Source organism: Rhizobium sp. RU36D (genome assembly GCF_900176345.1).
Classification (GTDB): Bacteria; Pseudomonadota; Alphaproteobacteria; order Rhizobiales; family Rhizobiaceae; genus Allorhizobium.
Genome location: NZ_FWXU01000001.1, coordinates 258085 through 284695 on the forward strand (window position 1 = coordinate 258085; position 26611 = coordinate 284695).

The window sequence follows — 26611 nt, forward strand, 5'->3', positions numbered from 1 at the left end:
CCGATCGGCCACCTGCCTCCCGATGGCACGCCTTTGTCCCGTTAAGACTGCCGATTAGCCGAATTTTCATACTTCAAGGCTTAAAGGGAGCGTAAGAGCGACCGACACCGCGCGGAAATACTTCAACCAGCTCTGGCTTGCCTGCTTTAGACGTAGATGTTTATTTGGAACGTCATGTCTCGATGCAAATGGATTTCAGAAGACGAGGGAGCCCGGCGCGAGCGCTGCGGTATCCGTTCACGCGAAGCCAAGTTAACCGAAAGGGCATAACTGATGACGAACAAGATCGTACCCGTGATTTTGGCGGGCGGTAAGGGAACGAGATTGTGGCCGCTCTCACGTGCCACGGCAGCCAAGCAGTTCATCCGTTTCATCGGCGACCAGACACTCTTCCAGATGACCCTGGAGCGGGTGGGAGACCCCGCCCTGTATGAGCCGCCCGTTGTCGTGACCAATGAGGAATTCCGCTTCCTGGTCGCCGAACAGGCGCGCGAACAGTCAATGCCCTTGTCGATGATCGTGCTGGAGCCGTCTGCCCGCAACACCGCAGCGGCGGTCGCGGCCGCAGCTGCCATCGTCTCCAAGCAGTATGGCGATGATGCCGTGATGTTCGTCCTCCCATCCGACCACAGCATAACAGTGGACGACGCCTACAAGACCTGCGTCCGGATCGCGGCCGATGCGGCCCGCACCGGAAAGCTGGTGACCTTCGGCATTAGCCCGACCGAGCCAGCCACCGGCTATGGCTATATCGAGCTCGGCGATGCCCTGCCCGGCGGTGCACACAAGGTCAATCGCTTCGTCGAAAAGCCGAAGGCCGAGGCCGCCCAGAAGATGGTCGATGCCGGCAATTACTACTGGAACTCCGGCATGTTCCTGTTTACTGCAGGCCGCATTGCCGCTGAAATGACCACGCACGCCCCCGAGGTCGTGGCAGCAGCCACAAACGCGGTTGCCAAGGCGCAGAAGGATCTGGACTTCACGCGCCTCGACGCGCAGGCCTTCGCCGAGAGCCCCAGCATCTCCATCGACTACGCCGTGATGGAAAAGACCGCCAATGCAGCCGTCGTTCCGGCCGCCATCAACTGGTCCGACCTCGGCAGCTGGGATGCCATCTGGAAGACCGGCAGTTCGGATGACAACGGCAATGTGGTCTCGGGCAATGCCACGCTGATTGGCACCAAGAATTCTCTCGTGATGTCCCGTTTCAGCCACCTGGCGGTCCAGGGCATGGAAAATGTCGCCGTCATCGCCAGCGAAGATGCCGTCTATGTCGGCAAGCTGGAGAACAGCCAGCAGGTCGGCGATCTGGTCAAGCACCTGGCCAGCTCCAAGAAGACGGAATACCTGACGGAAACCCACCCGACTTCGTTGCGCCCGTGGGGCGGCTATACATCGGTGCTGAATGGCGAGCGGTTCCAGGTGAAGCGCCTGTTCGTGCAGCCCGGCAAGAAGCTCTCGCTGCAGAAGCACCACCACCGTTCCGAGCACTGGATCGTCGTGAAGGGCGCTGCCGAAGTGACCATCGACGACAGCATCACCATGCTGCACGAAAACCAGTCGATCTACATCCCGCAGGGCGCGGTGCATCGCCTGCATAACCCCGGCAAGATCCTGCTCGAACTCATCGAAATCCAGACCGGCTCCTATCTCGGCGAAGACGATATCATCCGTCTCGTCGACGAGTTCGGACGAAGCTGAGCCGAACGGCACTCCCGCAGTATTACTTAGTACCGCCCCCGTGCATTCCCATGCGCGGGGGTCCGCATTTCAGCGCATTGGCGCGGGCTCATAAACTCCAGCCGCCCATCGACGCGCCCCCAGAGCCCCTCCGGGTAAAACGACCCACCTATGCTTAGGGAATGCCGACACCCCAGCGCCGGTTTGTATATCGTCAGTTCGTTCTTGCTTTATCTGCGTGCATTGCACAAGATCGCGGCAGCGTCCAAAAAAGCATAAGGTTCGGGCATTCCGGCCAAGGGGTGACATGTCGATCAAAGCCAGCATCTATCATCTGACCCATTATCGCTATGACAAGCCCGTCAGGCTCGGACCCCAGATCATAAGGCTGAAGCCGGCGGCCCATTCACGAACCAAGGTTCTCAGCCATTCGCTGAAAGTCACGCCCTCCAACCACTTCGTGAACCTGCAGCAAGACCCCTACGGCAACTACCAGGCCCGCTTCGTTTTTCCGGATCCCGTCACGGAGTTCAAGATCGAGGTCGACCTGATCGCCGACATGACGGTCTACAACCCCTTCGACTTCTTCGTCGAGGAGGAGGCCACCACCTGGCCATTCCAATATCCCGCCGACCTTCGCGACGACCTGGCCATCTATATGAAGCCTGAGCCGACCGGCCCGGCTCTCGAAGCTTTCATGGCATCCGTCGACAATTCGAAGGACCAGAAGACCGTCGACATGGTGGTCGAGCTGAACGCCCGGCTGCAGCGCGAGATCGGCTATATCATCCGGCTGGAACCCGGCGTGCAGACGCCGGAGGACACGCTGACGCTCGCCAAGGGCTCCTGCCGCGATACCAGCTGGCTTCTGGTGCAGGTGCTGCGGCATCTGGGTTTCGCCGCGCGCTTCGTGTCCGGCTATCTGATCCAGCTGACCCCGGATCTCAAGGCGCTGGACGGCCCCTCCGGCACGGAGGTGGATTTCACCGACCTGCATGCCTGGTGCGAGGTCTATCTGCCCGGCGCCGGTTGGGTCGGCCTCGACCCGACCTCGGGCCTTCTGACGGGCGAAAGCCATATCCCGCTCGCCGCCACGCCGCATTATCGCAACGCCGCGCCGATCACCGGTGGTTTTTTCGGCCATGCCAATACGGAATTCGACTTCGCGATGAAGGTGAACCGGGTTGCCGAGCACCCGCGCATCACCAAGCCCTTTTCCGAGGAATCCTGGCAGGCGCTTGATGCGCTGGGCCACAAGGTGGACGGCATTTTGCAGGCGGAAGACGTGCGCCTGACCATGGGGGGTGAACCGACCTTCGTATCCATCGACGACTTCCAGTCGGGCGAGTGGAATACCGATGCCGTTGGCCCGACCAAGCGGGCCAAGGCCGATGTGCTGATCCGCCGCCTGCGCGAGCGCTTCGCCCCCGGTGGCTTCCTGCATTACGGCCAGGGCAAGTGGTATCCCGGCGAAAGCCTGCCGCGCTGGACCTTCTCGCTCTATTGGCGCAAGGACGGCATTCCGATCTGGTCCAATCCGGACCTGATTGCCGTCGAGGCGCGCGATCACAAGGTCACTCATGAGGATGCAGCCCAGTTGCTCCAGGCCATCGCCGTCGAACTCGACATTCCCACTGAGAACGTGGCGCCCGCCTACGAGGATCCAGCGGAATGGATCGTCAAGGAGGCCAATCTTCCTGAAAATGTCGATCCATCCAATTCGAAGCTCAAGGATCCGGAAGAGCGCAACCGCATCGCCAAGGTGTTTTCAGCAGGCCTGACCGAGCCGGCGGGCTATGTGCTGCCGGTGCAGGCCTGGCAGGCGCGGGTCTCGGGCCGCACCTGGGTCAGCGAGAAGTGGCGCACCCGGCGCGGCCGCCTCTACCTCGTTCCGGGAGACAGCCCCGTCGGCTTCCGCCTGCCGCTGAACTCGCTGCCCTATATCTCGCCGTCCTGGTACCCCTATATCAATCCGACCGACACCACCGTGGCAAAACCGCCGCTGCCTGATTTCTCCGCGGAGAAAGGTCGTGTCATGCCGGAACATTCGCTGCGGCGCGACATCGCGCAGCAGCAGCAGATGGGTCAGTCCTACGAGGAGATCGGCGGCAGGGTCCGCACCGCCATTTCGGTGGAAGTGCGCGATGGCAGGCTTTGCGTCTTCATGCCGCCGACCGCTGCCCTGGAAGACTATCTCGACCTCGTCGCGTCTGCCGAGCGTGCCGCAGCCGCCATCGGCCTGCCCGTTCATATCGAGGGATATGCGCCGCCCCATGACGAGCGCATCAATGTCATCCGCGTCGCGCCTGATCCTGGTGTCATCGAGGTGAACATCCATCCGGCCTCCAATTGGAGCGACTGCGTCGCGACAACGGAGGCGATCTACGAAGAGGCACGGCAGTCGCGGCTGGGTGCCGACAAGTTCATGATCGACGGACGCCACACCGGCACCGGCGGTGGCAACCATGTCGTCGTCGGCGGCGCCAACACGAATGACAGCCCGTTCCTGCGGCGTCCGGACCTGTTGAAGAGCATTGTTCTGCACTGGCAGCGGCACCCCTCGCTCTCCTACCTGTTCGCCGGCCTGTTCATCGGCCCGACAAGCCAGGCGCCGCGCATCGATGAAGCACGCCATGACAGCCTGTACGAACTGGAAATCGCGCTGGCTCAGGTGCCGATGCCGGGTCAGGGCGTCCCTCCCCTGCCATGGCTGGTCGACCGGCTGTTCCGCAACCTGCTGATCGACGTAACCGGCAATACCCATCGCTCGGAAATCTGCATCGACAAGCTGTTTTCGCCCGATGGACCGACCGGTCGGCTTGGCCTTATCGAGTTCCGCGGCTTCGAAATGCCGCCGAACGCCCGCATGAGTCTTGCCCAGCAATTGCTGGTGCGCGCCCTGATCGCCCGGTTCTGGCAGAACCCGGTCGGCGGACGCTTTGTCCGCTGGGGCACGGCGCTGCACGATCGCTTCATGTTACCGCATTTCGTCTGGCAGGATTTCCTGGAGGTGCTGGCGGACTTGCGCGACCATGGCTTCGACTTCCGTCCGGAATGGTTCGCCGCCCAACTTGAATTCCGATTCCCCTTCTTCGGCGAGGTGGAATATGGCGGCGCGAAGCTGGAACTGCGCCAGGCGCTGGAGCCCTGGCACGTGATGGGCGAACAAGGCGCCATTGGCGGCACCGTGCGCTATGTCGATTCCTCTGTCGAGCGACTGCAGGTGCGCCTCGAAACCGGCAATCCTGAGCGTTACAAGGTTGCCTGCAACGGCCGTGCGGTGCCCCTCGCTTCCACCGGCGAGAACGGCGTTGCGGTCGGCGGCGTGCGCTACAAGGCCTGGCAGCCGGCATCGGGCCTGCATCCGGTCCTGCCCGTCAACACTCCGCTTACTTTCGACATTTATGATACATGGTCAAACCGCTCCATCGGAGGCTGCATCTATCATGTCGCCCATCCCGGAGGTCGCAACTATGATACTTTCCCTGTGAACGGGAACGAAGCCGAGGCCCGTCGCCTTGCACGTTTCGAACCATGGGGGCACACTGCGGGAATCTATTCGCTCTGGCCAGAACAGGCCTCGGCGGAATTTCCCCATACGCTGGATTTGCGGCGGCCGCAGGGTATGTAAATGTCGATTAAAACAGCAGCGGAAAAAACCGCCGCGAGAGCAAAACCGGAAACACCGAAAGCCTTGGGTTATCAGGCGATGAAAGGTGTGGCCGACGAAATGCTCGACACCAACGGCATGATCAGGCCTGTCTGGCAAAAATTCGTCAACGGCCTGTCTGACCTGTCGGAGCACCAACTGCATGAACGCTTCGCCCGGGCGGAACGCTATCTGCGCGATGCCGGCGTGTTTTACCGCGCCTATGGCGCTTCCGACAATTCAGAACGCGCCTGGCCGCTGTCGCATATTCCCGTCCTGATCGACGACAAGGAATGGGCCGAGCTTTCGGCAGGGCTGGTGCAGCGGGCAAACCTGCTGGAAGCGATCGTTTCGGACATCTACAGCGACAACCGGCTGGTGCAGGAAGGCTATCTTCCCCCGGCCCTCATCGCCTCCAATCCGGAGTTCCTGCGGCCACTGGTGGGCGTGAAGCCTGCCGGCGGCCATTACCTGCATTTCTGTTCCTTCGAGATCGGCCGCGGCCCTGACGGCAACTGGTGGGTGCTGGCCGATCGCACGCAGGCCCCTTCCGGCGCCGGTTTTGCGCTGGAGAACCGGGTGGCGACCACCCGCGCCTTCTCCGATATCTATGCCGATATGCATGTGCATCGCCTCGCCTCGTTCTTCGGGGCTTTTCGCGATGCGCTTCAGGGCAGCAAGCAGAACAATGACGACCGCATCGGCGTCCTGACGCCGGGCCCGGCCAACGAGACCTATTTCGAACACGCCTATATCGCCCGTTATCTCGGCTTCATGCTGCTGGAAGGCGAAGACCTTGCCGTGCACAAGGGCCGGGTCATGGTGCGGACGGTCGCCGGCCTGAAGCCCGTCAGCGTCTTGTGGCGGCGCCTCGATGCCAATTACACCGATCCTCTGGAACTGAACCAGCATTCCCATCTGGGCACGCCGGGCATGGTACAGGCCCTGCGCGAAGGCGCGGTCACCTTCGTCAATGCCCTGGGCTCGGGCATTCTGGAAACCCGCGCGCTGCTTGCCTTCATGCCGACGGTCTGTCGCCATCTCCTAGGAGAAGACCTGGCGCTGCCCTCGATCGCCACCTGGTGGTGCGGCCAGAAGGCGGAACGCGAGCATGTCGCTCGCAATATTGGTAAGATGGTCATCGGCCCCGCCTATTCGCGCATGCCGTTCTTTGACGACAACAGCCAGTCGGTCCTCGGCTCGTCACTGCGCTCGAATGCCAAGACCTCGATTGCGGAATGGCTGGAGACCGACGGCGCCAAGCTCGTCGGCCAGGAAGTCGTGACGCTGTCCACGACACCCGCCTTCGTCGATGGCAAACTGGTGCCGCGGCCGATGAGCTTGCGTGTCTTTGCCGCGCGGACCAAGGATGGCTGGCAGATCATGCCGGGCGGCTTTGCCCGCATCGGCTCCGGCGACGACGTGGCGGCGATTGCCATGCAGTCCGGTGGCAGCGCCGCCGATGTCTGGATCGTTTCCGACAAGCCCGTCCCGGTCACCACCCTGCTGCCGCCCGAGGAAAGCTTCGAGCGCAACATGCCGGGCAGCCTGCCGAGCCGGGCGGCCGACAACCTGTTCTGGCTGGGGCGCTATATCGAGCGGGCCGAAGGCGCATTGCGCATCCTGCGCGCCTGGCATTCCCGATATGCCGAGACCGCCAACCGCAAGATGCCGCTGCTCGCCGATGTCAGCAGCTACCTCGCTGCGCTCGATATCGACATGGAGAGCGACCGCGGCGTGCCGGACAGCCTGCTGCGCAACATCGACAGCGCCGTCTATTCCGCCAGCAACATTCGCGACCGGTTCTCGCCCGATGGCTGGCTGGCTCTGAAGGACCTGTCCAAGACGGCACGCCGGTTCCACGACAACGTCAAGCCCGGCGACGACGCCTCCCATGCCATGACCATCCTGCTGCGCAAGCTCGCGGGCTTTGCCGGTCTCGTGCATGAAAACATGTATCGCTTCACCGGATGGCGCTTCCTGTCGATCGGTCGCTATCTGGAGCGCGGCCTGCACATGACGCGCCTGCTCGGGCACATGTCCGGCAACGAGGCACCCGACGGTGCGCTCGACATGCTGCTGGAGATCGGCGACAACGTCATGACCCATCGACGCCGCTACAACGTCAACACCGCCCGCCTGACCGTGACCGATCTGCTCGCGCTCGACCCGCTCAACCCGCGCTCGATCCTGTTCCAGTTGAACGAGATCCGCACGGAGGTCGAACAACTGCCAAACGCCTTCGTCAACGGCCAGATGTCGCCGTTCTACCGGGAAGCCATGCGGCTGCATTCGGGACTGGCGGTGATGACGCCGGAAGCCATGTCGGTCGAGGTCTACAAGAAGCTGGAAACAGAGATGGAGAAGCTCTCCGACCTCCTCTCCCAGACCTATCTGGGATAACCGATGATCTACGATCTCTCCCTGCACATGGGCTATGTCTACGACACACCGGCCTCCGGCGCGCATCACATCCTGCGGCTGATGCCGCTGTCGCTTCCCGATCGCCAGCGGCTTGTCGCCGGTGCCCTGAAGATCGAGCCGCAGCCGGAGGAAACCTCGAGTTTCACGGATTTTTTCGAGCATCCGGCGACCCATATCCACCTGCGCTCCCATCACGAGCGGCTGGATATCCGCATGCAGGCCCGCGTGATGATGCAGAGCCAGCCCATCGCAGTGGATTTCTCGCCGCTTCTGGAGCAGCTGCCTGACGACCTCGAAGACTACTGGACACTGGACGCGGCCTCGCCCCATCATTTCCTCGGCTCAAGCCCGCGCACCGGCATCGAGCCTGACATAGCCGCCTATGCCCGCAAGGGCCTGAAGCCCGGCATGACGGTGCGCCAGATTGCAGAAACGATCTGCAGGCGTATTCACACTGACTTCAAATACGATCCCGACGCCACGACCGTGGACACGACGCCTAGGGAAGCCTTCCTGCTGAAGCGCGGCGTCTGCCAGGATTTCTCCCACATCATGATCATTGCCCTGCGCAGTCTCGGCATTCCCGCCGGCTATGTCAGTGGCTTCCTGCGGACCATCCCACCACCGGGCAAGGAACGCCTTGAAGGGGCCGATGCCATGCATGCCTGGGTGCGGGTCTGGTGCGGCAAGATCATGGGCTGGATCGAACTCGACCCGACCAACAACATCCCCGCTGGTACCGATCATGTCGTCGTCGCCTATGGCCGCGACTACTCCGATGTAGCCCCCGTGATCGGTGTGCTGAAAAGCTACGGCAGCCACACCATCATCCAGGCCGTCGACGTAATCCCGGTCAAATGACCATGAAAACGGCCTGAAGTCCGGGTTTTCCGCGCTATTCACTAAAATTGTAGCACGCGGCTTAAGCTGAAACAGACACTTCCTCGATAGGCTGTCGGCATCGAATTCCAATTTCGGGATGGATGCAATGACTGGCAGCCACAGAAAATACAATCTGTTGACGCGGCTCATGAAGAGCGACGGCGGCAACTTCGGCATCATGACGGCGATCCTCTTGCCGGTAACCCTGGCAACCGCCGGCGTCGCGATCGACCTGACCCGCATGGTCGAGGTCAGGTCCGAATTGCAGAACGCAGCCGATTCCGCGGCACTGGCCGCAGCCTCCGCCATGTCGGAAAAGAGCCTGACCAAGGACGAGGCCATCAAGCTTGCGCAGGAATATCTCGCTGCGCAAATGGTCAATCAGGCCCAAGGCGGCGGCGGGGACGAGGCGGTTTCCGACAGCATGAAGGACGAGCTGGAAAAGGCGACGGTCGTCACGGCAACCGAGACGGCGAACGGCCCCACCGGCAAGATCTACGACATCAAGGTGACGGCCACCTACAATGTCGCCATGAACGGCATGACGCGCCTTCTGGGCTTCAACTCCATGCCGGTGTCTGTGACCAGTTCCACCAAGAGCGCCACAGAAAGCAAGAATGCGCTTTCCATGTATCTGGTGCTGGATCGGTCCGGCTCCATGGCTTGGGTGACCGAATCCCTGAACACGAGCAAAACCCGTTGCAACAACTATACCGAAGCCGCTTGGCCGGATGTCGCCTTCCGGAGGCCTTGCTATATAAGCAAGATCGAGACGCTGAAGACCGCGGTGCAGAACCTGGCAGACGTGCTGGAGGAAGCAGATCCGGACCACATGTATGCCCGCACCGGGGCAGTTTCGTATAACTCCTCTATGCAGACCCCCAGCAGCTTTACCTGGGGAACAGCGTCGACGGTTGCCTATGTCGATGCGCTTCCGGCGGATGGCGGCACGGATTCCGCCGCCGCTATGGCCGAGGCCTTTGCGCGGGTCAGCGCCGCCACTGAAACGACGGCGCATAAGAACAAGAATGGCCAGGTTCCAAGCCGCTACATCGTCTTCATGACCGACGGCGACAACAACTATAGCAGCGCCGACGTGGCCACCAAGAAGACCTGCGATGACGCCAAGAAGGCCGGCATCGAAATCTATACGGTGGCATTCATGGCGCCGAGCCGAGGCAAGACACTGCTGAAGGACTGCGCCTCGTCCGACGACCACTACTCCGAGGCCGAATCGGCGGCGGAACTGGTGGCCGAGTTCAAGGCGATCGGGGAAAAGGCCTCCGCCGCCATGACCCGCCTGACAAACTGAGCAACCGGCAAGACGCTGCAAGCGGCATCTTCATCCCTTGAACCCCGCACCTGAGCCCCAGGTGCGGGGTTTTTGCCACTATCTTAGCCCTGGTGAAAAAGAGAGTTTTTTCAGCACATTACTGTGTCCTTGAGCAAATGTGGCGGAAATTTGCCTTTGCTCCATTCCCTTGTTGCAAGTGTTTCGTATCGATGCATAAACTGCATCAAATTGAGTGCGTCGCGGTGTCGCAAGCAGCACCCGGCGTCCCCGAAACAACGAGCGAAGCGGTGGCACGAAACATGATCGACACAGTCAGCAAGGCCGATATTCCCCTGCCAAAACCCCGCGCCTTCGAGCCGGAGGTGCTGGCCGCAGAAATCATCGAGAAGCTGACCTATGCCATCGGCAAGGACACAAAGGTTGCAAAGCCGCATGACTGGCTGACAGCAACGATCCTCGTGGTGCGCGAACGCGTGATCGACAAGTGGATGGAAGCCACACGCGCCGCCTATGTGGCCAATGCCAAGCGGGTCTACTATCTCTCGCTCGAATTCCTGATCGGCCGCCTGATGCGGGACGCCATGTCCAACCTGCAGATGATGGACGAGATCAAGGAAGCCCTGGCGTCTCTCGGCGTCGATATCAACGTCATTGCCGGCCTGGAACCGGATGCGGCACTCGGAAATGGTGGCCTCGGCCGCCTCGCGGCCTGCTTCATGGAGAGCATGGCCACCGTCAACATTCCCGCCTATGGCTATGGCATCCGCTATGTCCACGGCCTGTTCCGCCAGCAGATGGCGGAAGGTTGGCAGGTGGAGCTGCCGGAAAACTGGCTCGCCCACGGAAATCCCTGGGAATTCGAGCGCCGTGAAAGCTCCTACGAAATCGGCTTCGGCGGCGGGGTCGAAACCGTCAACAACAGCTCGGGCGAGGACGTGCGCTTCGTCTGGAAGCCAAGCGAGCGGGTGATCGCGACCGCCTTCGATACGCCCGTGGTCGGCTGGCGGGCGGAGCGCGTCAACACGCTGCGCCTCTGGTCGGCCCAGCCGATCGACCCGATCCTTCTCGACGCCTTCAATGCCGGCGATCACATCGGCGCCTTGCGCGAAAGCAACAAGGCCGAAACCCTGACCCGCGTGCTCTATCCAGCCGACGCCACATCGGCCGGCCAGGAACTGCGCCTGCGCCAGGAGTATTTCTTCTGTTCGGCATCGCTGCAGGACATCCTGCGCCGCCATGTCCAGCATGGCAATTCGCTCGATACGCTTCCGGACAAGGTGGCGATCCAGTTGAACGACACCCACCCTGCCGTGTCGGTCTGCGAATTGATGCGCCTGCTCTGCGATATCCACGGCATGGATTTCGATGCCGCATGGGATATCACCTGGCGCACCTTCTCCTACACCAACCACACACTGCTGCCGGAAGCGCTGGAAAGCTGGCCGGTGCCACTGTTCGAGCGCCTGCTGCCGCGCCACATGCAGCTCGTCTATGCGATCAACGCCAAGATCCTGATCGAGGCCCGCCGCCAGAAGGGCATGAACGACCAGGAGATCAGCAAGATCTCGCTGATCGACGAGAGCGGCGACCGCCGCGTGCGCATGGGCAATCTCGCCTTCATCGGCTCCCACTCGGTCAACGGCGTCTCCGCCCTGCATACCGAGCTGATGAAGGAAACGGTGTTTGCCGACCTGCACAAGCTCTATCCGACCCGGATCAACAACAAGACCAATGGCATCACGCCCCGCCGCTGGCTGATGCAGTGCAATCCGAAGCTGACGGCGCTGATCCGCGAAGCCATCGGCGATGCGTTCCTCGATGACGCCGAGAAGCTGACCGCGCTCGACGCCTTCGCCGATGACAAGGCCTTCCAGGAAAAGTTCGCGGCAGTGAAACGCGCCAACAAGGAGCAACTCGCCAACCTCGTTGCAAGCCGCATGGGCATCCGCCTTGATCCCTCCGCGATGTTCGACATCCAGATCAAGCGCATCCACGAATACAAGCGCCAGCTGCTGAACATCATCGAGACGGTGGCGCTCTATGACCAGATGCGCTCGCATCCCGAGCGCGACTGGGCGCCGCGCGTCAAGCTCTTCGCCGGCAAGGCGGCGCCGAGCTATCACAACGCCAAGCTGATCATCAAGCTGGCCAACGACGTGGCCCGCGTGATCAACAACGACCCGTCGGTACGCGGCCTGCTGAAGGTGGTCTTCGTGCCGAACTACAATGTGACGCTGGCGGAAACGATGGTTCCCGCAGCCGACCTCTCCGAACAAATTTCCACCGCCGGCATGGAAGCCTCGGGAACCGGCAACATGAAGTTCGCGTTGAACGGTGCCTTGACGATTGGCACGCTAGACGGCGCCAATGTCGAGATGCGCGACCATGTGGGAGAAGACAACATCGTGATCTTCGGGATGACGGCAGCGGAAGTGGGCAAGTTGAGAGCCGAAGGCCACAATCCCCGCGCTGTGATTGAGCGGTCGCGCGAGCTGTCGCAGGCGCTGTCGGCCATCGCGACAGGTGTCTTCTCGCCGGATGATCGCGGCCGTTTCGGCGGACTCGTCGATGGCCTCTACAATCATGACTGGTTCATGGTCGCAGCCGATTTCGACGCCTATGCCAAGGCGCAGCGCCAGGTCGATGGCATCTGGGCCAATCCGACGGACTGGTTCGGCAAGACCATCAGAAACACCGCCCGCATGGGCTGGTTCTCGTCAGACCGTACCATTCGCCAATACACCAACGACATCTGGAGAGCCTGATGACCAAACCACCGAAACCGGTCGGTGAGGAGCGGCAGCCCGAGCATCCCTCGGCTGCCGAAATCGAGGCGGTGGTTGCAGGTCAGCATTCCGATCCCTTTGCGATCCTGGGCGTTCATAAAACGGCCAAGGGCTATGTTGCCCGCTGCTTCATTCCCGGCGCGGAAAAGGTTGCGGTCCACTCCCTCGACGGCAAACCACTGGGGGAGATGACATGCCTTCATCCCGCCGGGTTCTTTGTCGGCGAGATTGCGGTGTCGTCCATCCGCCCGGTGCGTTATCGCGCTGAGCGCGGCGATGCCGAATGGACGGTCACGGACACCTATTCCTTCGGTCCGGTGCTCGGCCCCATGGACGATTATTTCGTCCGGGAAGGATCGCATCTCAGGCTGTTCGACAAGATGGGGGCGCATCCGCTGCGTCATGAAGGGGCCGACGGATTTCATTTTGCCGTATGGGCGCCCAATGCTCGTCGTGTCTCCGTCGTTGGCGACTTTAACGAGTGGGATGGGCGCAGACACGTGATGCGGCTGCGCCAGGACACCGGCATCTGGGAGATATTCGCGCCCGACATTCGCGCGGGCGCCACCTACAAGTTCGAGATCGTCGGACCCCATGGCGAAGTGCTGCCTTTGAAGGCGGATCCCTATGCCCGCCGTGCGGAATTGCGGCCGAAAACCGCTTCGGTCGCGGCGCCCGAACTGATCCAGGATTGGGAAGACGAGGCCCATCGGGCGCATTGGGCGAGCGTCGACCAGCGCCGGCAGCCGATCAGCATCTACGAAGTTCACGCCAGTTCTTGGCAGCGCCGAGACGATGGCTCCATGCTCACATGGGACGAAATCGCAGCACGCCTGATCCCCTACTGCGTCGATATGGGCTTCACCCACATCGAGTTCCTGCCGATCACCGAGCATCCCTATGATCCGTCCTGGGGCTACCAGACCACAGGCCTTTACGCGCCGACGGCCCGTTTTGGGGAGCCGGAGGGCTTTGCACGCTTCGTCAACGGCTGCCACAAGGTCGGCATCGGGGTCATCCTTGACTGGGTGCCAGCGCATTTTCCGACCGACGAACACGGTTTGCGCTGGTTCGACGGCACCGCCCTCTACGAGCACGCCGATCCCCGCCAGGGTTTCCATCCCGACTGGAACACGGCCATCTACAATTTCGGCCGCGACGAGGTCGTGTCATACCTGGTCAACAACGCGCTGTACTGGTCGGAAAAATTCCACCTGGATGGCCTGCGCGTCGATGCCGTGGCCTCGATGCTCTATCTCGACTATTCGCGCAAGGAAGGCGAGTGGATCCCGAACGAATATGGCGGCCGGGAAAATCTGGAAGCCGTGCGCTTCCTGCAGAAGCTCAACAAGATCGTCTATGGCAACCATCCCGGCGTGATGACAATCGCCGAGGAATCCACCTCTTGGCCCAAGGTGTCGCATCCGGTGCATGAAGGCGGGCTCGGCTTCGGCTTCAAGTGGAACATGGGTTTCATGCACGACACGCTGAGCTATTTCAGCCGCGATCCCGTGCACCGCCGGTTCCACCACCAGGAAATAACCTTCGGCCTGCTCTATGCCTTCTCGGAAAACTTCGTGCTGCCGCTGTCCCATGACGAGGTGGTTCACGGCAAGGGCTCGCTTATCGCCAAGATGCCCGGTGACGACTGGCAGAAATTTGCCAATCTGCGGGCCTATTACGGCATGATGTGGGGCTATCCGGGCAAGAAGCTGCTGTTCATGGGCCAGGAATTTGCCCAGTGGAGCGAGTGGAGCGAAAGCCGCCAGTTGGACTGGAACCTGCTGCAGTATCCGCTGCACGAGGGCATGCGACGCCTGGTCCGCGACCTGAACCTGACCTATCGCAGCAAGCCATCGCTGCATGGACGCGATTGCGAGGGCGAAGGCTTCGAATGGCTGATTGCCGACGATCAGGATAATTCTGTCTTCGCCTTCCTGCGAAAGACACCGGGCGAGAAGCCGGTCGCCGTGATCAGCAATCTGACGCCGGTCTATCACGAACACTATGCCGTGCCGCTGCCGACCGAAGGCCGGTGGCGCGAGATATTGAATACCGATGCCGAGATCTATGGCGGCAGCGGAAAGGGGAATGGCGGTCGGGTCACGGCAACAAAAAAGGCAGACGGGAGTATCCGCGCGGACCTTACTCTGCCACCGTTGGCAACGATCATGCTGGAGCAGGAAAACTAGTCGGGAGGAAGATCAACAATGGAAAAACGCATCCAGCCACTCGCGCGCGACGCAATGGCCTATGTTCTGGCGGGCGGTCGGGGAAGCCGCCTGAAGGAACTGACGGATCGCCGCGCCAAGCCTGCGGTCTATTTCGGCGGCAAGGCGCGCATCATCGATTTCGCGCTATCCAATGCGCTGAATTCCGGCATCCGCCGCATTGGCGTGGCCACGCAATACAAGGCGCATTCCCTGATCCGCCACCTGCAGCACGGCTGGAACTTTTTCCGTCCCGAGCGCAACGAGAGTTTCGACGTCCTGCCGGCAAGCCAGCGCGTTTCCGAAACCCAGTGGTATGAGGGCACCGCCGACGCGGTCTACCAGAACATCGACATCATCGAGTCCTATGGTCCGGAATACATGGTCATCCTGGCGGGCGACCACATCTATAAAATGGACTACGAATTGATGCTGCAGCAGCACGTCGATTCTGGTGCCGATGTCACCATCGGCTGCCTGGAAGTGCCGCGCATGGATGCGGTCGCCTTCGGCGTCATGCATGTGAACGAGAAGGACGAGATCATTGCCTTCGTCGAAAAGCCGGCCGACCCGCCGGGCATTCCCGGCGACGAAGACAAGGCGCTTGCCTCCATGGGCATCTATGTCTTCCAGACCAAGTTCCTGATGGAGATGCTGAAGCGCGACGCGGCCGATCCGAATTCCAGCCGCGACTTCGGCAAGGACATCATTCCGCATATCGTCGCGAATGGCAAAGCCGTGGCCCATCGTTTCGCGCAATCCTGCGTTCGCTCCGATTTCGAGCGCACCCCCTACTGGCGCGATGTCGGGACCATCGATGCCTACTGGCAGGCCAATATCGACCTGACGGACATCGTCCCGGAACTCGACATCTACGACAAGACCTGGCCGATCTGGACCTATTCCGAGATCACCCCGCCGGCAAAATTTGTTCACGACGACGAGGGTCGGCGCGGCTCGGCCATTTCCTCGCTTGTTTCAGGCGACTGCATCATCTCCGGTTCGGCCCTCTACAAGAGCCTGCTGTTCACCGGTGTGCGGGCCAATTCCTACTCTCGACTGGAGGGTGCGGTGATCCTACCCAAGGTCTGGATCGGCCGACATGCGAGGCTCACCAATGTCGTGATCGATAGCGGCGTCACCATCCCCGAAGGCCTCGTGGTCGGCGAGGATCCGGAGATTGACGCCAAGCGCTTCCGCCGCAGCGAGGGCGGAATTTGCCTGATCACCCAGGCCATGATCGACAAGCTGGACCTGTAAGTCAGATGAAGGTTCTCTCGGTAGCATCGGAAATGTATCCGTTGGTGAAAACCGGCGGATTGGCGGATGTCGTTGGCGCGCTTCCGCTGTCGCTGCGCCTGCACGGCGTGGAAACCAGAACCCTGCTGCCAGGATATCCTGCGGTCATGAAGGCGATCCGCGATACGGTCGTCGCCGCAACCCTGCCGGACCTGCTGGGCGTCGAGGCAAGGATACTTGCTGTCCAGCATGAGGGTCTCGATCTCTTGGTGCTGGATGCGCCGGCCTATTTCGACCGTCCCGGCGGCCCCTATATCGATACCGGTGGCAAGGATCACCCCGACAACTGGAAGCGCTTCGCGGCGCTCTCCAAGGCAGGGGCGGAAATTGCGGCAGGCGCCTTGCGTGGCTGGCGCCCCGATCTGGTGCATGTGCACGACTGGCAGAGCGCCCTGACCCCGATCTACATGCGCTATGCCGAAACGCCGGAACTGCCGAGCCTGATCACGATCCACAACATCGCCTTCCAGGGGCAGTTTCCCGCGACCATCTTTCCCGAACTCGGGCTGCCGCAGCATGCCTATTGGGAAGCGCTCGAGTATTACGGCACCATCAGCTACCTGAAGGCAGGCCTGACAGTGTCCCACGCCTTGAGCACGGTCAGCCCCTCCTATGCCGAGGAAATCCTGACGCCGGAATTCGGCATGGGACTGGAAGGCGTCATCGCCAGCCGCGCCGCCGACCTCTACGGCATCGTCAACGGCATCGACGCCGTGGCCTGGAACCCCGCCGGCGACGGCCTGATTGCCTCTGACTTCAATGGTGCCAACCTGAAAAAGCGTGCCGCCAACAAGGTGGCGCTGACACGGCATTTCGGACTGGATGAGGATGACGGACCGCTGTTCTCCATCGTCTCGCGCCTCACCTGGCAAAAGGGCATCGACCTTCTGGCAGAGGTCGTGGACGAGTTGGTGGCGCAAGGCGGTCGGCTTGCCGTGCTGGGCACCGGCGACCCGGAACTGGAAACGGCCTTGCTGGACGCCGCGTCCCGCCACCGCGGCCGCGTCGCCATGACCGTGGCCTATAACGAACCCCTGTCACATCTGATGCAGGCCGGCAGCGACGCTCTGATCGTGCCGTCGCGCTTCGAACCCTGCGGCCTTACCCAGCTTTATGCCCTGCGCTATGGCTGCATTCCGATCGTGGCCCGCACCGGGGGCCTCAACGACACCATCATCGACGCGAACGAGGCGGCCATTGCCGCCAAGGCCGCGACCGGCATCCAGTTCTCCCCCGTGACTGCGGATGGTCTGCGCCAGGCGCTGCGGCGCGCCTTCCGGCTCTACCGGGACGAGAAGACCTGGAGCCAGATGCAGAAGCAAGGCATGAAATCCGACGTCTCCTGGGGCAGGAGTGCGGAACGCTACGTCTCTCTTTATGAACGCCTAGTCTCGAAAGGCCAGTAACATGATCGTCACGATCGCCACCAAACCCTATGATGACCAGAAGCCGGGCACATCTGGCCTGCGCAAGAAGGTCCCGGTGTTCCAGCAGAAGGACTATGCGGAAAACTTCATCCAGTCGATCTTTGACAGTCTGGAAGGGTTTGCCGGCAAGACGCTGGTCATCGGTGGCGATGGCCGCTTCTACAATCGCGAAGTCATTCAGACCGCCATCCGCATGGCAGCCGCCAACGGTTTTGGCCGCGTGCTGGTGGGCAAGGGCGGCATCCTCTCGACGCCGGCAGCCTCGCATGTGATCCGCAAATACGAAGCCTTTGGCGGGATCGTGCTCTCGGCCAGCCACAATCCCGGCGGCCCGACGGAAGACTTTGGCATCAAGTACAATATCGGCAATGGTGGCCCGGCGCCGGAGAAGATCACCGACGCCATCTTTGCCCGGACGAAGAGCATCGACAGCTACAAGACAGTCGAAACGCCGGATCTCGACCTCGACAGCATCGGCCGCCAGGAGGTTGCCGGCATGGTCGTCGAGGTGATCGATCCCGTCAGCGACTATGCCGACCTGATGGAAGAACTATTCGATTTCGCCGCCATTCGCGACCTGATCAAGTCGGGCTTCCGCGTCGTCATGGATTCCATGAGTGCCGTCACAGGCCCCTATGCGGTTGAGATCCTCGAAAAGCGGCTCGGCGCGCCCGCAGGTTCGGTGCGCAATGCCGAACCCCTCCCGGATTTCGGCCACCACCATCCCGACCCGAACCTCGTTCACGCCAAGGAACTTTATGACGACGTCATGAGCCCCGGCGGCCCCGATTTTGGCGCGGCCTCCGATGGCGATGGTGACCGCAACATGGTGGTTGGCAAGGGGATGTTCGTCACGCCCTCCGACAGCCTGGCCGTGATTGCCGCCAACGCCACCTGCGCACCCGGCTATGCCAAGGGCATCGCCGGCATCGCCCGTTCCATGCCGACAAGTGCGGCCTCGGACCGCGTGGCGGAAAAGCTCGGCATCGGCATGTACGAGACACCAACCGGCTGGAAATTCTTCGGCAACCTCATGGATGCCGGCAAGGTCACCGTCTGCGGCGAAGAAAGCTTCGGCACCGGCTCAAGCCATGTGCGCGAAAAAGATGGCCTCTGGGCGGTGCTGTTCTGGCTGAACATCATTGCCGCACGCAAGGAAAGCGTGAAGGACATCGTCGTCAAGCACTGGGCCGAATACGGCCGCAACTACTATTCCCGCCATGATTACGAAGGTATCGACACCGAAAAGGCGAACGGCCTGATCGTGGCGCTGCGCGACAAGCTTGCCAGCCTGCCCGGCACAAAAATCGGCAGCCTCGTGGTCAACGCCGCCGACGATTTTGCCTATACCGATCCGGTCGACCACTCCGTCTCAAAGAATCAGGGCGTCCGTGTCCTGTTCGAAGGCGGCAGCCGTGTGGTCTTCCGCCTTTCCGGAACGGGCACGTCAGGCGCCACGCTGCGCGTCTATGTCGAGCGCTATGAGCCCGATCCGAGCCGCCACGATATCGAGACCCAGACGGCCCTGGCCGACCTGATCGCCGCCGCCGAAACGCTGGCAGAGATCAAGTCCCGCACCGGCATGGACGAGCCGACCGTCATCACGTGAGTGCCATCGGAAGTTTAGGTCGGGAGAGAAGCGCGGCTTGAACGCCGCGCTTCTTGGCATTTACCGGGTGTCGACAAATAGCGCTATAGTTGAAGTTTCGCTCGCTCAGCCCGCTGAGTTACGGCAAAATGCGACATCGAACGGATTCGCGAACCTCGGTGAAGGAGCCCCATGAGCCAGATGAAGCTTGGAGCGACCCTTACCAAGACTGGCGCCGATTTCGCCGTCTGGTCCCACCATGCCGAGACCGTTGAACTCTGCCTCTTCGATGCAGGTGGGCAGGAATACCAACGTGTTGCGATGGCGCGGGATGCTGACGGCGTGCATTCGGCATCTCTTGCCGGCATACGGCAGGGCACACGCTATGGCTACCGTACCCACGGTCGCTATGCCCCGGATGAGGGTCTCTGGTTTGACCCTGCCAAGCTCCTGGTCGACCCCTATGCAAGGGAACTGGACCGTCCATTCGTCCATGATCAGCGACTGACTCTATTTGGCGAGGAAACCGCCGACCTCGTTCCGAAGGCTCTGGTCGTTAGCGACATCAAGGCCAAGGTGATGATGCCCTTCTTTCAGCCGGGCGCCTTCATCTATGAGGTGGCGGTCAAGCCGTTCACCATGCTGCATCCTGATGTGCCGGAGGAGAAGCGCGGCACGGTTGCGGCACTTGCCCATCCCTCCGTCCTCACCCATCTCAAGACGCTGGGCGTGGATGCTATCGAGCTGATGCCGATCACCGCCTGGATCGACGAGCGCCATCTGCCGCCGCTGGGGCTGAGCAACAGCTGGGGCTATAACCCGATCGCGCTAATGGCGCTTGATCCGCTCCTTGTGCCCGGCGGCGTGGCGGAACTGCGCGACACCGTGGCTGCCCTGCACGCCGAAGGCATCGGCGTCATCCTGGATCTGGTGTTCAACCACAGCGGCGAAAGCGATCGCCATGGCACCACGCTCTCCATGCGCGGCCTCGACAATCTGGGCTACTACAGGCATGTGCCGGGCGAGCGAGGAAACCTCGTCAACGACACCGGCTGCGGCAATACGCTGGCCTGCGATCATCCGCGCATGCGCCAGTTGATCATCGACAGCCTGCGCCATTTCGTTCTGGCAGCCGGCGTCGATGGCTTCCGTTTCGACCTCGCGCCGATTCTCGGCCGTACCCAGGATGGCTTCGATCCCGCATCGGAAACGCTGGCGGCAATCTTGAAGGATGAGGTGCTCGAAGATCGCATCATGATTGCAGAGCCCTGGGACATCGGCCCTGGCGGCTATCAGCTCGGGAACTTCCCGGCCCCCTTCCTGGAATGGAACGACCGGGCACGCGACACGATCCGCCGCTTCTGGCGCGGAGATAGCCATATGACCGGCGCGCTGGCCACCGCGCTCGCCGGCTCGTCGGACATGTTTGCCCGCCACGGCCTGCGCTCAACGCGCACGGTCAATTTCGTTGCCGCCCATGATGGCTTCACGCTGATGGACCTCGTGTCCTACAGCCACAAGCACAACGAGCGGAACGGCGAAGACAATCGCGACGGCCATAACGAGAACTACTCCTGGAACAACGGCGCGGAAGGCGAGACCGCGGACAAGGCGATCAAGCGGCAGCGGATCGCCGATGTCTCGGCCCTTCTCTCCACCCTGTTTGCCACCCGCGGCGCGATCATGCTGACGGCCGGCGACGAGGGCGGCCGCAGCCAGCAGGGCAACAACAACGCCTATTGCCAGGACAATGAGATCACCTGGCTCGACTGGAGCCGGATGAATGCGGATCTGGTCCAGCTGACGTCGGATCTGGCCGCCATGCGCAAGCGCTTCTCCGTATTCTCTGAGACCGGCTTCTTCACCGGCGATGACGGCGACGTCGAGTGGGTGTCGGGCAGCGGTGATCCCATGACCGTGCCGGAATGGGAGGCGCCGGATGGCAGGCTGTTCGCCATGATCCTGAAAACGAAAGACGGCGAGACCGGACGCCCCGCAAGACTGGCCATCCTGTTCAACCGCGGCCGGGAGGCGCACGAGTTCACCCTGCCACTGAGGGCCGGTATCAAGTGGCACCGGCTGTCATCCGACCGCGCGATCAAGTCGCTCAGCCTAAAGCCACGCTCGGTGGCCTTTTTGGTCGGTTCCTGATTGCGCCGCAAGACAACGATCCAATTGAAAAATTTCATGGAGGCGCCATATCCATGGCGTATTCGCTACCGCGCACTCGGCGTATAAGTTGCGGGAAAAACACAGAATTCAGCGAGGGCGGATGCCGGTCGAGATTTCACTAGCAGAGGTTCAGGGGCTTGTCGGCCAACGTGTCGGCCTCTCGGACTGGATTACCGTCGACCAGACCATGATCGACGCTTTTGCCGGCGCCACCAACGACCACCAGTTCATTCACACCGACCCCGTGCGCGCCGCCGCCGAAACCCCCTTCGGCGGCACCATCGCCCATGGCTTCCTGACGCTCTCGCTGCTTTCGGCGATGAACTACAATTGTCTGCCGATCATCCGCGAACAGACTATGGGCATCAATTACGGCTTCGACAAGCTGCGCTTCCTGTCGCCAGTTCGCTGCGGCAAGCGCGTGCGCGGCCATTTCTCCCTATCCGAAGCCCGCTTCCGCGGCGCCGGCATGATGATGACGAGCTACGATGTCGAGGTCGAGATCGAGGAAGAAAAGAAGCCTGCCCTGACCGCCACCTGGATCACCATCATCCAGTTCGACCCAAAGGATCGGCCTGAGGGGGTGTGAGCGCCGCTGGCCGATAGATGGGAAGCAGATTTTGGCTGAAGAGCGTCCATCCTACTGCTCGTCGCGGTAAAGCGCCTCATAATCCCGCCGTCCGAAGAAGACATTCGTAACCAGGACAATGCCGTTTTCGACCTTGTAAGCGATGACAGCGCTACGCTCGAACGGGACGATGCGAAGACCCGGCAACAAGTCATAGCGTGGACGGCCTGCATTGGGTGCGTGTGCTATGCTTTCACAACGCCGACGTATCCGGCCAACATACCCTCGAGCCACGGCGGGAGATTGGCTCACTGTCAATATGAAGTAGAAGATATCTTGCAGATCACGCAAGGACTCGGGCCGGAAACGAACCTCAGCCCGTTGCACGACCACCAACCCGCATCGCTTCGTCCATCAAAGCGTCGAGAGCGTCATCGACCTCAGTGATCGTAAGGTCGGGCCGTGGATCCTGCAGCGAAGCGGTTATGCGTTGGCGGATTGATTGAAGCCGGTTCTCGCTCGCGTTATCGCCCTGCCAGACCCGAACAGCTGCCGCAATCGCCTCATTGGCCGAGGGAAAGTTTCCCACCGCCATGACATCGCGCAGTGCATTCATCGTCTCCGAACTGACGGGAACGCTGATCGTATCGTCGACTATGTCCCTGCTGCTCATCGCTGACCTCGCACTACGTCGCTCCAATGTAGCACGAATGTCAGCAGGCGCGAAGCCTTGGCCTGCTGAAGCCAACACGCGGCAGAAACGGTCGGCTGGGGCCGACCACTCTCTTCTCAGAGCGCTGCGTCCTCAGCGCCTTCGCTCAGCATCCCGAACGCGTAATCCGCGAACGAGCGCCAGCATTCGACCCGGAATGTATCCGCGTCCACCCGGTGCAGCACCATTTCGATCTTGCCGAACACCGTGCGGGCGGCGGAGCCGACCGGGAAGCCGGTGAGCGAGAGGTCCAGCGGGCAAGCGGCGTTGATGGTGGCCGCTGCGCCGGGGCCGGAAACCATGATGCCGATATTGCGGTGGGAGACGTCGGTTGCGGCATGGACCACGCCTGAGCCGGCGCAAAGCGCCATCAGGTCCGCGCCCGTCTGGTCGATGACCAGCCATTCGTCGGGCCCGAGCCACAGTGCCATGCGCTCGCCTTGGCTTGCGGAAGTCTTCGGACGAACCGGAAGCTGCAGGCCGAGGGCGGTGGACAGGGCCGCCACTTCCGCTGCACCAGACCGGAGCGAGATGCGGCTTGCCGGCAGACAAGGCGTGATGCGCACCACGCCATTGCCACCCTTCAGCCCTGCAAGGACCGGTTTGCGCTGTGCTGTCGCGATATCAGCCATGGATCCGGCCCCCTTCCTTGTCAAAGAACACCATGTCGGTCACTTCGACCGCGATGGTCTTGTCGGCCATCGGCACGTAAAGCGTCTGGCCCATGCGTGCCTGACCTCCGGCGACCAGCGCCATGGCGATCGAGCGTCCGCAGTTTTCTGACCAGTAGGACGAGGTCACATGGCCCAGCATGGTCATCGGCTTCGGCTGGTTCGGGTCGGCGACGATCTGCGCGCCTTCTTCCAGCACGGTATGCGGATCCTTGGTTTTCAGGCCCACCAGCTGCTTGCGGCCCTCGCGGACAAGGTCCGGTCGCTTCAGGCCGCGAATGCCGACGAAATCCGTCTTCTTCTTGGAGACGGCCCAGGCAAGACCGGCGTCATAGGGCGTCACCGTGCCGTCCGTATCCTGGCCGACGATGATATAGCCCTTTTCAGCACGCAGCACGTGCATGGTCTCCGTGCCGTAGAGGCAGGCCCCCATCTCCGACGCCCGCGCCCAGACAGCTTCCAGAACCGACTGGCCGTAGTCCGCCGGCACGTTGATTTCGAAGCCGAGTTCACCGGTAAAGGACATGCGGAACAGCCGCGTCGGCACGCCGCAGAACTTGCCTTCCGCAACGCTCATATGCGGGAAGGCCTCGTTTGAGATATCGATACCATCGACGAACGGCGCGATGATATCGCGCGCCTTCGGTCCCTGCACCGCGATCACAGCCCATTGCTCGGTGGTGGAGGTCAGCCATACCTTGAGATGCGGGAACTCCGTCTGCAGATAGTCTTCCATGTGATGCAGCACACGCGGCGCACCGCCGGTCGTGGTGGTCACATGGAAGCGATCTTCTGCCAGCCGTCCGACGACGCCGTCGTCATAGATGAAACCGTCTTCGCGGGTCATGATACCGTAGCGGCATTTGCCCGGCTTCAGGGTTTCCCAGCCATTGGTATAGAGCAGGTTGAGGAAGGCTGCGGCATCGGGGCCGACCACCTCGATCTTGCCGAGCGTCGAGGCATCGAACAGGCCGGCGACCTCGCGAACGGTCTTGCATTCGCGGTTGACGGCCTTATGCATGTCTTCGCCGGGGCGCGGATAGTACCAGGCGCGCTTCCAGTTGCCGACATCCTCGAAATCGGCACCGTTGGCGACGGCAAAGCCATGCATCGGCGTCTTGCGGGCCGGGTCGAACAGGTCGCCGCGCGAATGGTTGATCAGCGTACCATAGGTAACGGGCGTATAGGGCGCGCGGAAGGTGGTGAGACCCACCTGCGGGATTTCCTTGCCCAGCATTTCCGCTGCGATGGCGAGGCCATGCATATTGGACAGCTTGCCCTGGTCGGAGGCCATGCCATTGGTGGTGAAGCGCTTGATATGCTCCACCGAATGCATGCCCTCGCGCACGGCAAGGCGGATATCCTTGGCGCAGACATCGTGCTGGAAGTCGATGAAGGCCTTGACACTGGCCTCACGCCCCGCCCCCTCGGCCGCACCGAGCATGCCTCCGGTCCAGGCAAAGGCATTGGCACCGCCTAGACCTTCACCGGGCGCACCGCCAGCCGCAACCGCGCCAGCCGAGGCGGCTTCCGCCAGAAGCGCCTGGAGGTCGTCGGTGCCATTGCAGGCGCCGATGCACATGCTGTCCTGAGCATAGACATCCGGCAGGAAGCGCTCATTGGCGGCATCATATTTCAGCTTGCCGCGCGACTGCGAGAACAGGTGAACCGACGGCGTCCAGCCGGCCGAGACCAGCAGCGCGTCGATATCGAAGCGGGTCTTGCCGCCACCGCCATTGCGCTCGACGGTCATGGAGCGCACGCGCAGGCGGCCCGACGTATCCATCACGGAATGCCCTGTCAGAACCTGGATGCCGGCCGCACGCGCCGCAGCCAGCACCGCCTCGCCCGGCTGGGTGCGGCAATCGACGATCGCCACGATCTTGACGCCAGCCTTGTGCAGGTCGATCGCCGCTTCATAGGCGCTGTCATGCGCCGTATAGACACCGACCTTGGCGCCGACGGCAACGCCGAAGTGATTGAGGTAGGTACGGCCTGCCGAAGCCAGCATGATGCCGGGGCGGTCGTTGTTGGCAAACACCATCGGCCGTTCGATTGCGCCCGTCGCGATGATCACCTTCTTCGCCCTGACCTGCCACAGCCGCTCGCGCGGCTGGCGCTTGTCGGGCTTGGCGACATGGTCGGTGACGCGTTCGACAAGCGCCACGAAATTGTGGTTGTAGTATCCGAAGGCCGTTGTGCGCGTCAGCAGCGTCACATTGTCCATGGCCGACAACCTGGCCGCGGTCGCCTGCGCCCAGTCATAGCCATTGACGCTGCCGATCACGGCACCCGTATCGAAATGCAAGGCACCGCCCGCCTCCGGCTGCTCGTCGCAGATCACGACCTTGGCGCCGGCTTCGGCCGCAGCCAAAGCGGCGGCGAGACCAGCAGCACCTGCACCGACCACCAGCACGTCGCAATGGGCGTAACGGTTGGCATAATGGTCCGGATCCGCCTCCTCAGGCGCAACACCGAGGCCTGCTGCCCGGCGGATGAAGGGCTCGTAGACCTTGTGCCAGAAGGATTTCGGCCACATGAAGGTCTTGTAGTAGAACCCGGCGGCAAAGAAGGGCGACAGCACATCATTGATGGCGCTGACGTCGAAGGAGAGAGACGGCCAGCGGTTCTGCGTCTGCACGCGCATGCCGTCGAACACTTCCTGCACCGTGGCGCGCACATTCGGCTGGCGACGAGCGGCATCGCGGGAAATGTCGAGCAACGCATTCGGCTCTTCCGGACCCGCGGTCAGGATGCCGCGCGGGCGGTGATACTTGAACGAGCGACCGACGAGATGAATGCCGTTGGCCAGTAGCGCCGAGGCGACGGTATCGCCTTCGATCGCGGTCAGGCTGCGACCATCGACGGTGAAGCGTGCGGTCCTTGCGGGGGTCAGCCGGCCCTTGCCGGCAATGCGATTGGCGCCGCTCATTTCGACGCTTCCTTCCGTTCACGGGCGGCCAGCACGACAGCCATATCGGGCTGCGGCTCTCCTGCCTTGTAGGTCATGTAGATCTTGTCGCTGACGGTATCGCGGGCGGCATTGAAGAAACGTCCGCACCCATGGATATGGCGCCAGCGCTCGAACAGCATCCCTTTCGGGTTCTCGCGAAGGAAGAAGTATTCCGCGAAGTCCTCGTCCGAGATCTCGGCAATGTTGGTTGGCCGCGCAATATGCGCCTCGCCAGCCGCACGGAATTCGAGTTCCGAGCGCTCTTCCTCGCAATAGGGGCATCTGATCAGTAGCAT

General features: G+C 61.9%; 17 protein-coding genes. 12 read left to right on the forward strand and 5 right to left on the reverse strand.

Annotated features, from left to right (window positions below):
• The first annotated feature begins 273 nt into the window (after positions 1 to 273).
• The 12 genes from B9A97_RS01305 (at position 274) to B9A97_RS01360 (ending at position 22000) form a co-directional block, all read left to right on the forward strand.
• Positions 274 to 1701: a mannose-1-phosphate guanylyltransferase/mannose-6-phosphate isomerase gene (locus B9A97_RS01305; RefSeq protein ID WP_084363161.1), complete on the forward strand. Its 1428-nt coding sequence runs from the start codon at positions 274 to 276 to the stop codon at positions 1699 to 1701.
• 286 nt (positions 1702 to 1987) lie between these two features.
• Complete coding sequence (locus B9A97_RS01310) at positions 1988 to 5311, forward strand: transglutaminase family protein (protein WP_084363162.1); 3324 nt, start codon at positions 1988 to 1990, stop codon at positions 5309 to 5311.
• Positions 5312 to 7732, forward strand: a complete 2421-nt coding sequence (locus B9A97_RS01315) for a circularly permuted type 2 ATP-grasp protein (RefSeq protein ID WP_084363163.1) — start codon at positions 5312 to 5314, stop codon at positions 7730 to 7732. It abuts the gene before it with no gap.
• A 3-nt stretch (positions 7733 to 7735) separates the two neighbouring features.
• On the forward strand, positions 7736 to 8614 hold the full coding sequence (locus B9A97_RS01320) for a transglutaminase family protein (RefSeq protein ID WP_084363164.1): 879 nt from the start codon (positions 7736 to 7738) through the stop codon (positions 8612 to 8614).
• 127 nt (positions 8615 to 8741) lie between these two features.
• A complete protein-coding gene (locus B9A97_RS01325) occupies positions 8742 to 9947 on the forward strand; it encodes a vWA domain-containing protein (protein WP_084363165.1) in 1206 nt (401 codons plus the stop codon).
• 284 nt (positions 9948 to 10231) lie between these two features.
• The gene (locus B9A97_RS01330; protein ID WP_179145201.1) at positions 10232 to 12694 is read left to right on the forward strand and encodes a glycogen/starch/alpha-glucan phosphorylase; all 2463 of its coding nucleotides are present in this window, start codon (positions 10232 to 10234) and stop codon (positions 12692 to 12694) included.
• Complete coding sequence (gene glgB / locus B9A97_RS01335) at positions 12694 to 14907, forward strand: 1,4-alpha-glucan branching protein GlgB (protein ID WP_084363167.1); 2214 nt, start codon at positions 12694 to 12696, stop codon at positions 14905 to 14907. The genes B9A97_RS01330 and glgB overlap by 1 nt, the downstream gene beginning before the upstream one ends.
• Before the next feature lie 18 nt (positions 14908 to 14925).
• Entirely contained in the window at positions 14926 to 16185 is a 1260-nt protein-coding gene (gene glgC, locus B9A97_RS01340) for a glucose-1-phosphate adenylyltransferase (protein WP_084363168.1), read from the forward strand.
• 5 nt (positions 16186 to 16190) lie between these two features.
• Entirely contained in the window at positions 16191 to 17630 is a 1440-nt protein-coding gene (gene glgA / locus B9A97_RS01345; protein WP_084363169.1) for a glycogen synthase GlgA, read from the forward strand.
• A 1-nt stretch (position 17631) separates the two neighbouring features.
• Positions 17632 to 19260, forward strand: coding sequence for an alpha-D-glucose phosphate-specific phosphoglucomutase (locus B9A97_RS01350; protein ID WP_084363170.1), 1629 nt, complete (start codon positions 17632 to 17634; stop codon positions 19258 to 19260).
• 171 nt (positions 19261 to 19431) lie between these two features.
• A complete protein-coding gene (gene glgX / locus B9A97_RS01355) occupies positions 19432 to 21390 on the forward strand; it encodes a glycogen debranching protein GlgX (protein ID WP_084363171.1) in 1959 nt (652 codons plus the stop codon).
• Positions 21391 to 21511: 121 nt separating this feature from the next.
• Positions 21512 to 22000, forward strand: coding sequence for a MaoC family dehydratase (locus B9A97_RS01360; RefSeq protein ID WP_084363172.1), 489 nt, complete (start codon positions 21512 to 21514; stop codon positions 21998 to 22000).
• A 51-nt stretch (positions 22001 to 22051) separates the two neighbouring features.
• Here B9A97_RS01360 and B9A97_RS01365 read toward each other — a convergent pair whose 3' ends face one another.
• From B9A97_RS01365 to B9A97_RS01385, 5 genes are all read right to left on the reverse strand, one after another.
• Positions 22052 to 22372, reverse strand: a complete 321-nt coding sequence (locus B9A97_RS01365; protein WP_348532389.1) for a type II toxin-antitoxin system RelE/ParE family toxin — start codon at positions 22370 to 22372, stop codon at positions 22052 to 22054.
• On the reverse strand, positions 22353 to 22652 hold the full coding sequence (locus tag B9A97_RS01370) for a hypothetical protein (protein ID WP_084363173.1): 300 nt from the start codon (positions 22650 to 22652) through the stop codon (positions 22353 to 22355). The genes B9A97_RS01365 and B9A97_RS01370 overlap by 20 nt, the downstream gene beginning before the upstream one ends.
• A 116-nt stretch (positions 22653 to 22768) precedes the next feature.
• Positions 22769 to 23323 carry a sarcosine oxidase subunit gamma gene (locus B9A97_RS01375; RefSeq protein ID WP_084363174.1) on the reverse strand — a complete coding sequence of 185 codons (555 nt, stop codon included), beginning with the start codon at positions 23321 to 23323 and terminating at the stop codon, positions 22769 to 22771.
• A complete protein-coding gene (locus B9A97_RS01380) occupies positions 23316 to 26294 on the reverse strand; it encodes a sarcosine oxidase subunit alpha (RefSeq protein ID WP_084363175.1) in 2979 nt (992 codons plus the stop codon). The genes B9A97_RS01375 and B9A97_RS01380 overlap by 8 nt, the downstream gene beginning before the upstream one ends.
• Entirely contained in the window at positions 26291 to 26611 is a 321-nt protein-coding gene (locus B9A97_RS01385; RefSeq protein ID WP_084363176.1) for a sarcosine oxidase subunit delta, read from the reverse strand. The genes B9A97_RS01380 and B9A97_RS01385 overlap by 4 nt, the downstream gene beginning before the upstream one ends.

What these genes read in the sequence shown, in the direction of transcription:
- B9A97_RS01305 (WP_084363161.1), top strand. Translation starts at nt 274, where the DNA reads ATGACGAACAAGATCGTACCCGTGATTTTGGCGGGCGGTAAGGGAACG.
- B9A97_RS01310 (WP_084363162.1), top strand. Translation starts at nt 1,988, where the DNA reads ATGTCGATCAAAGCCAGCATCTATCATCTGACCCATTATCGCTATGAC.
- B9A97_RS01315 (WP_084363163.1), top strand. Translation starts at nt 5,312, where the DNA reads ATGTCGATTAAAACAGCAGCGGAAAAAACCGCCGCGAGAGCAAAACCG.
- B9A97_RS01320 (WP_084363164.1), top strand. Translation starts at nt 7,736, where the DNA reads ATGATCTACGATCTCTCCCTGCACATGGGCTATGTCTACGACACACCG.
- B9A97_RS01325 (WP_084363165.1), top strand. Translation starts at nt 8,742, where the DNA reads ATGACTGGCAGCCACAGAAAATACAATCTGTTGACGCGGCTCATGAAG.
- glgB (WP_084363167.1), top strand. Translation starts at nt 12,694, where the DNA reads ATGACCAAACCACCGAAACCGGTCGGTGAGGAGCGGCAGCCCGAGCAT.
- glgC (WP_084363168.1), top strand. Translation starts at nt 14,926, where the DNA reads ATGGAAAAACGCATCCAGCCACTCGCGCGCGACGCAATGGCCTATGTT.
- glgA (WP_084363169.1), top strand. Translation starts at nt 16,191, where the DNA reads ATGAAGGTTCTCTCGGTAGCATCGGAAATGTATCCGTTGGTGAAAACC.
- B9A97_RS01350 (WP_084363170.1), top strand. Translation starts at nt 17,632, where the DNA reads ATGATCGTCACGATCGCCACCAAACCCTATGATGACCAGAAGCCGGGC.
- glgX (WP_084363171.1), top strand. Translation starts at nt 19,432, where the DNA reads ATGAGCCAGATGAAGCTTGGAGCGACCCTTACCAAGACTGGCGCCGAT.
- B9A97_RS01360 (WP_084363172.1), top strand. Translation starts at nt 21,512, where the DNA reads ATGCCGGTCGAGATTTCACTAGCAGAGGTTCAGGGGCTTGTCGGCCAA.
- B9A97_RS01370 (WP_084363173.1), bottom strand. Translation starts at nt 22,652, where the DNA reads ATGAGCAGCAGGGACATAGTCGACGATACGATCAGCGTTCCCGTCAGT.
- B9A97_RS01375 (WP_084363174.1), bottom strand. Translation starts at nt 23,323, where the DNA reads ATGGCTGATATCGCGACAGCACAGCGCAAACCGGTCCTTGCAGGGCTG.
- B9A97_RS01380 (WP_084363175.1), bottom strand. Translation starts at nt 26,294, where the DNA reads ATGAGCGGCGCCAATCGCATTGCCGGCAAGGGCCGGCTGACCCCCGCA.
- B9A97_RS01385 (WP_084363176.1), bottom strand. Translation starts at nt 26,611, where the DNA reads ATGCTACTGATCAGATGCCCCTATTGCGAGGAAGAGCGCTCGGAACTC.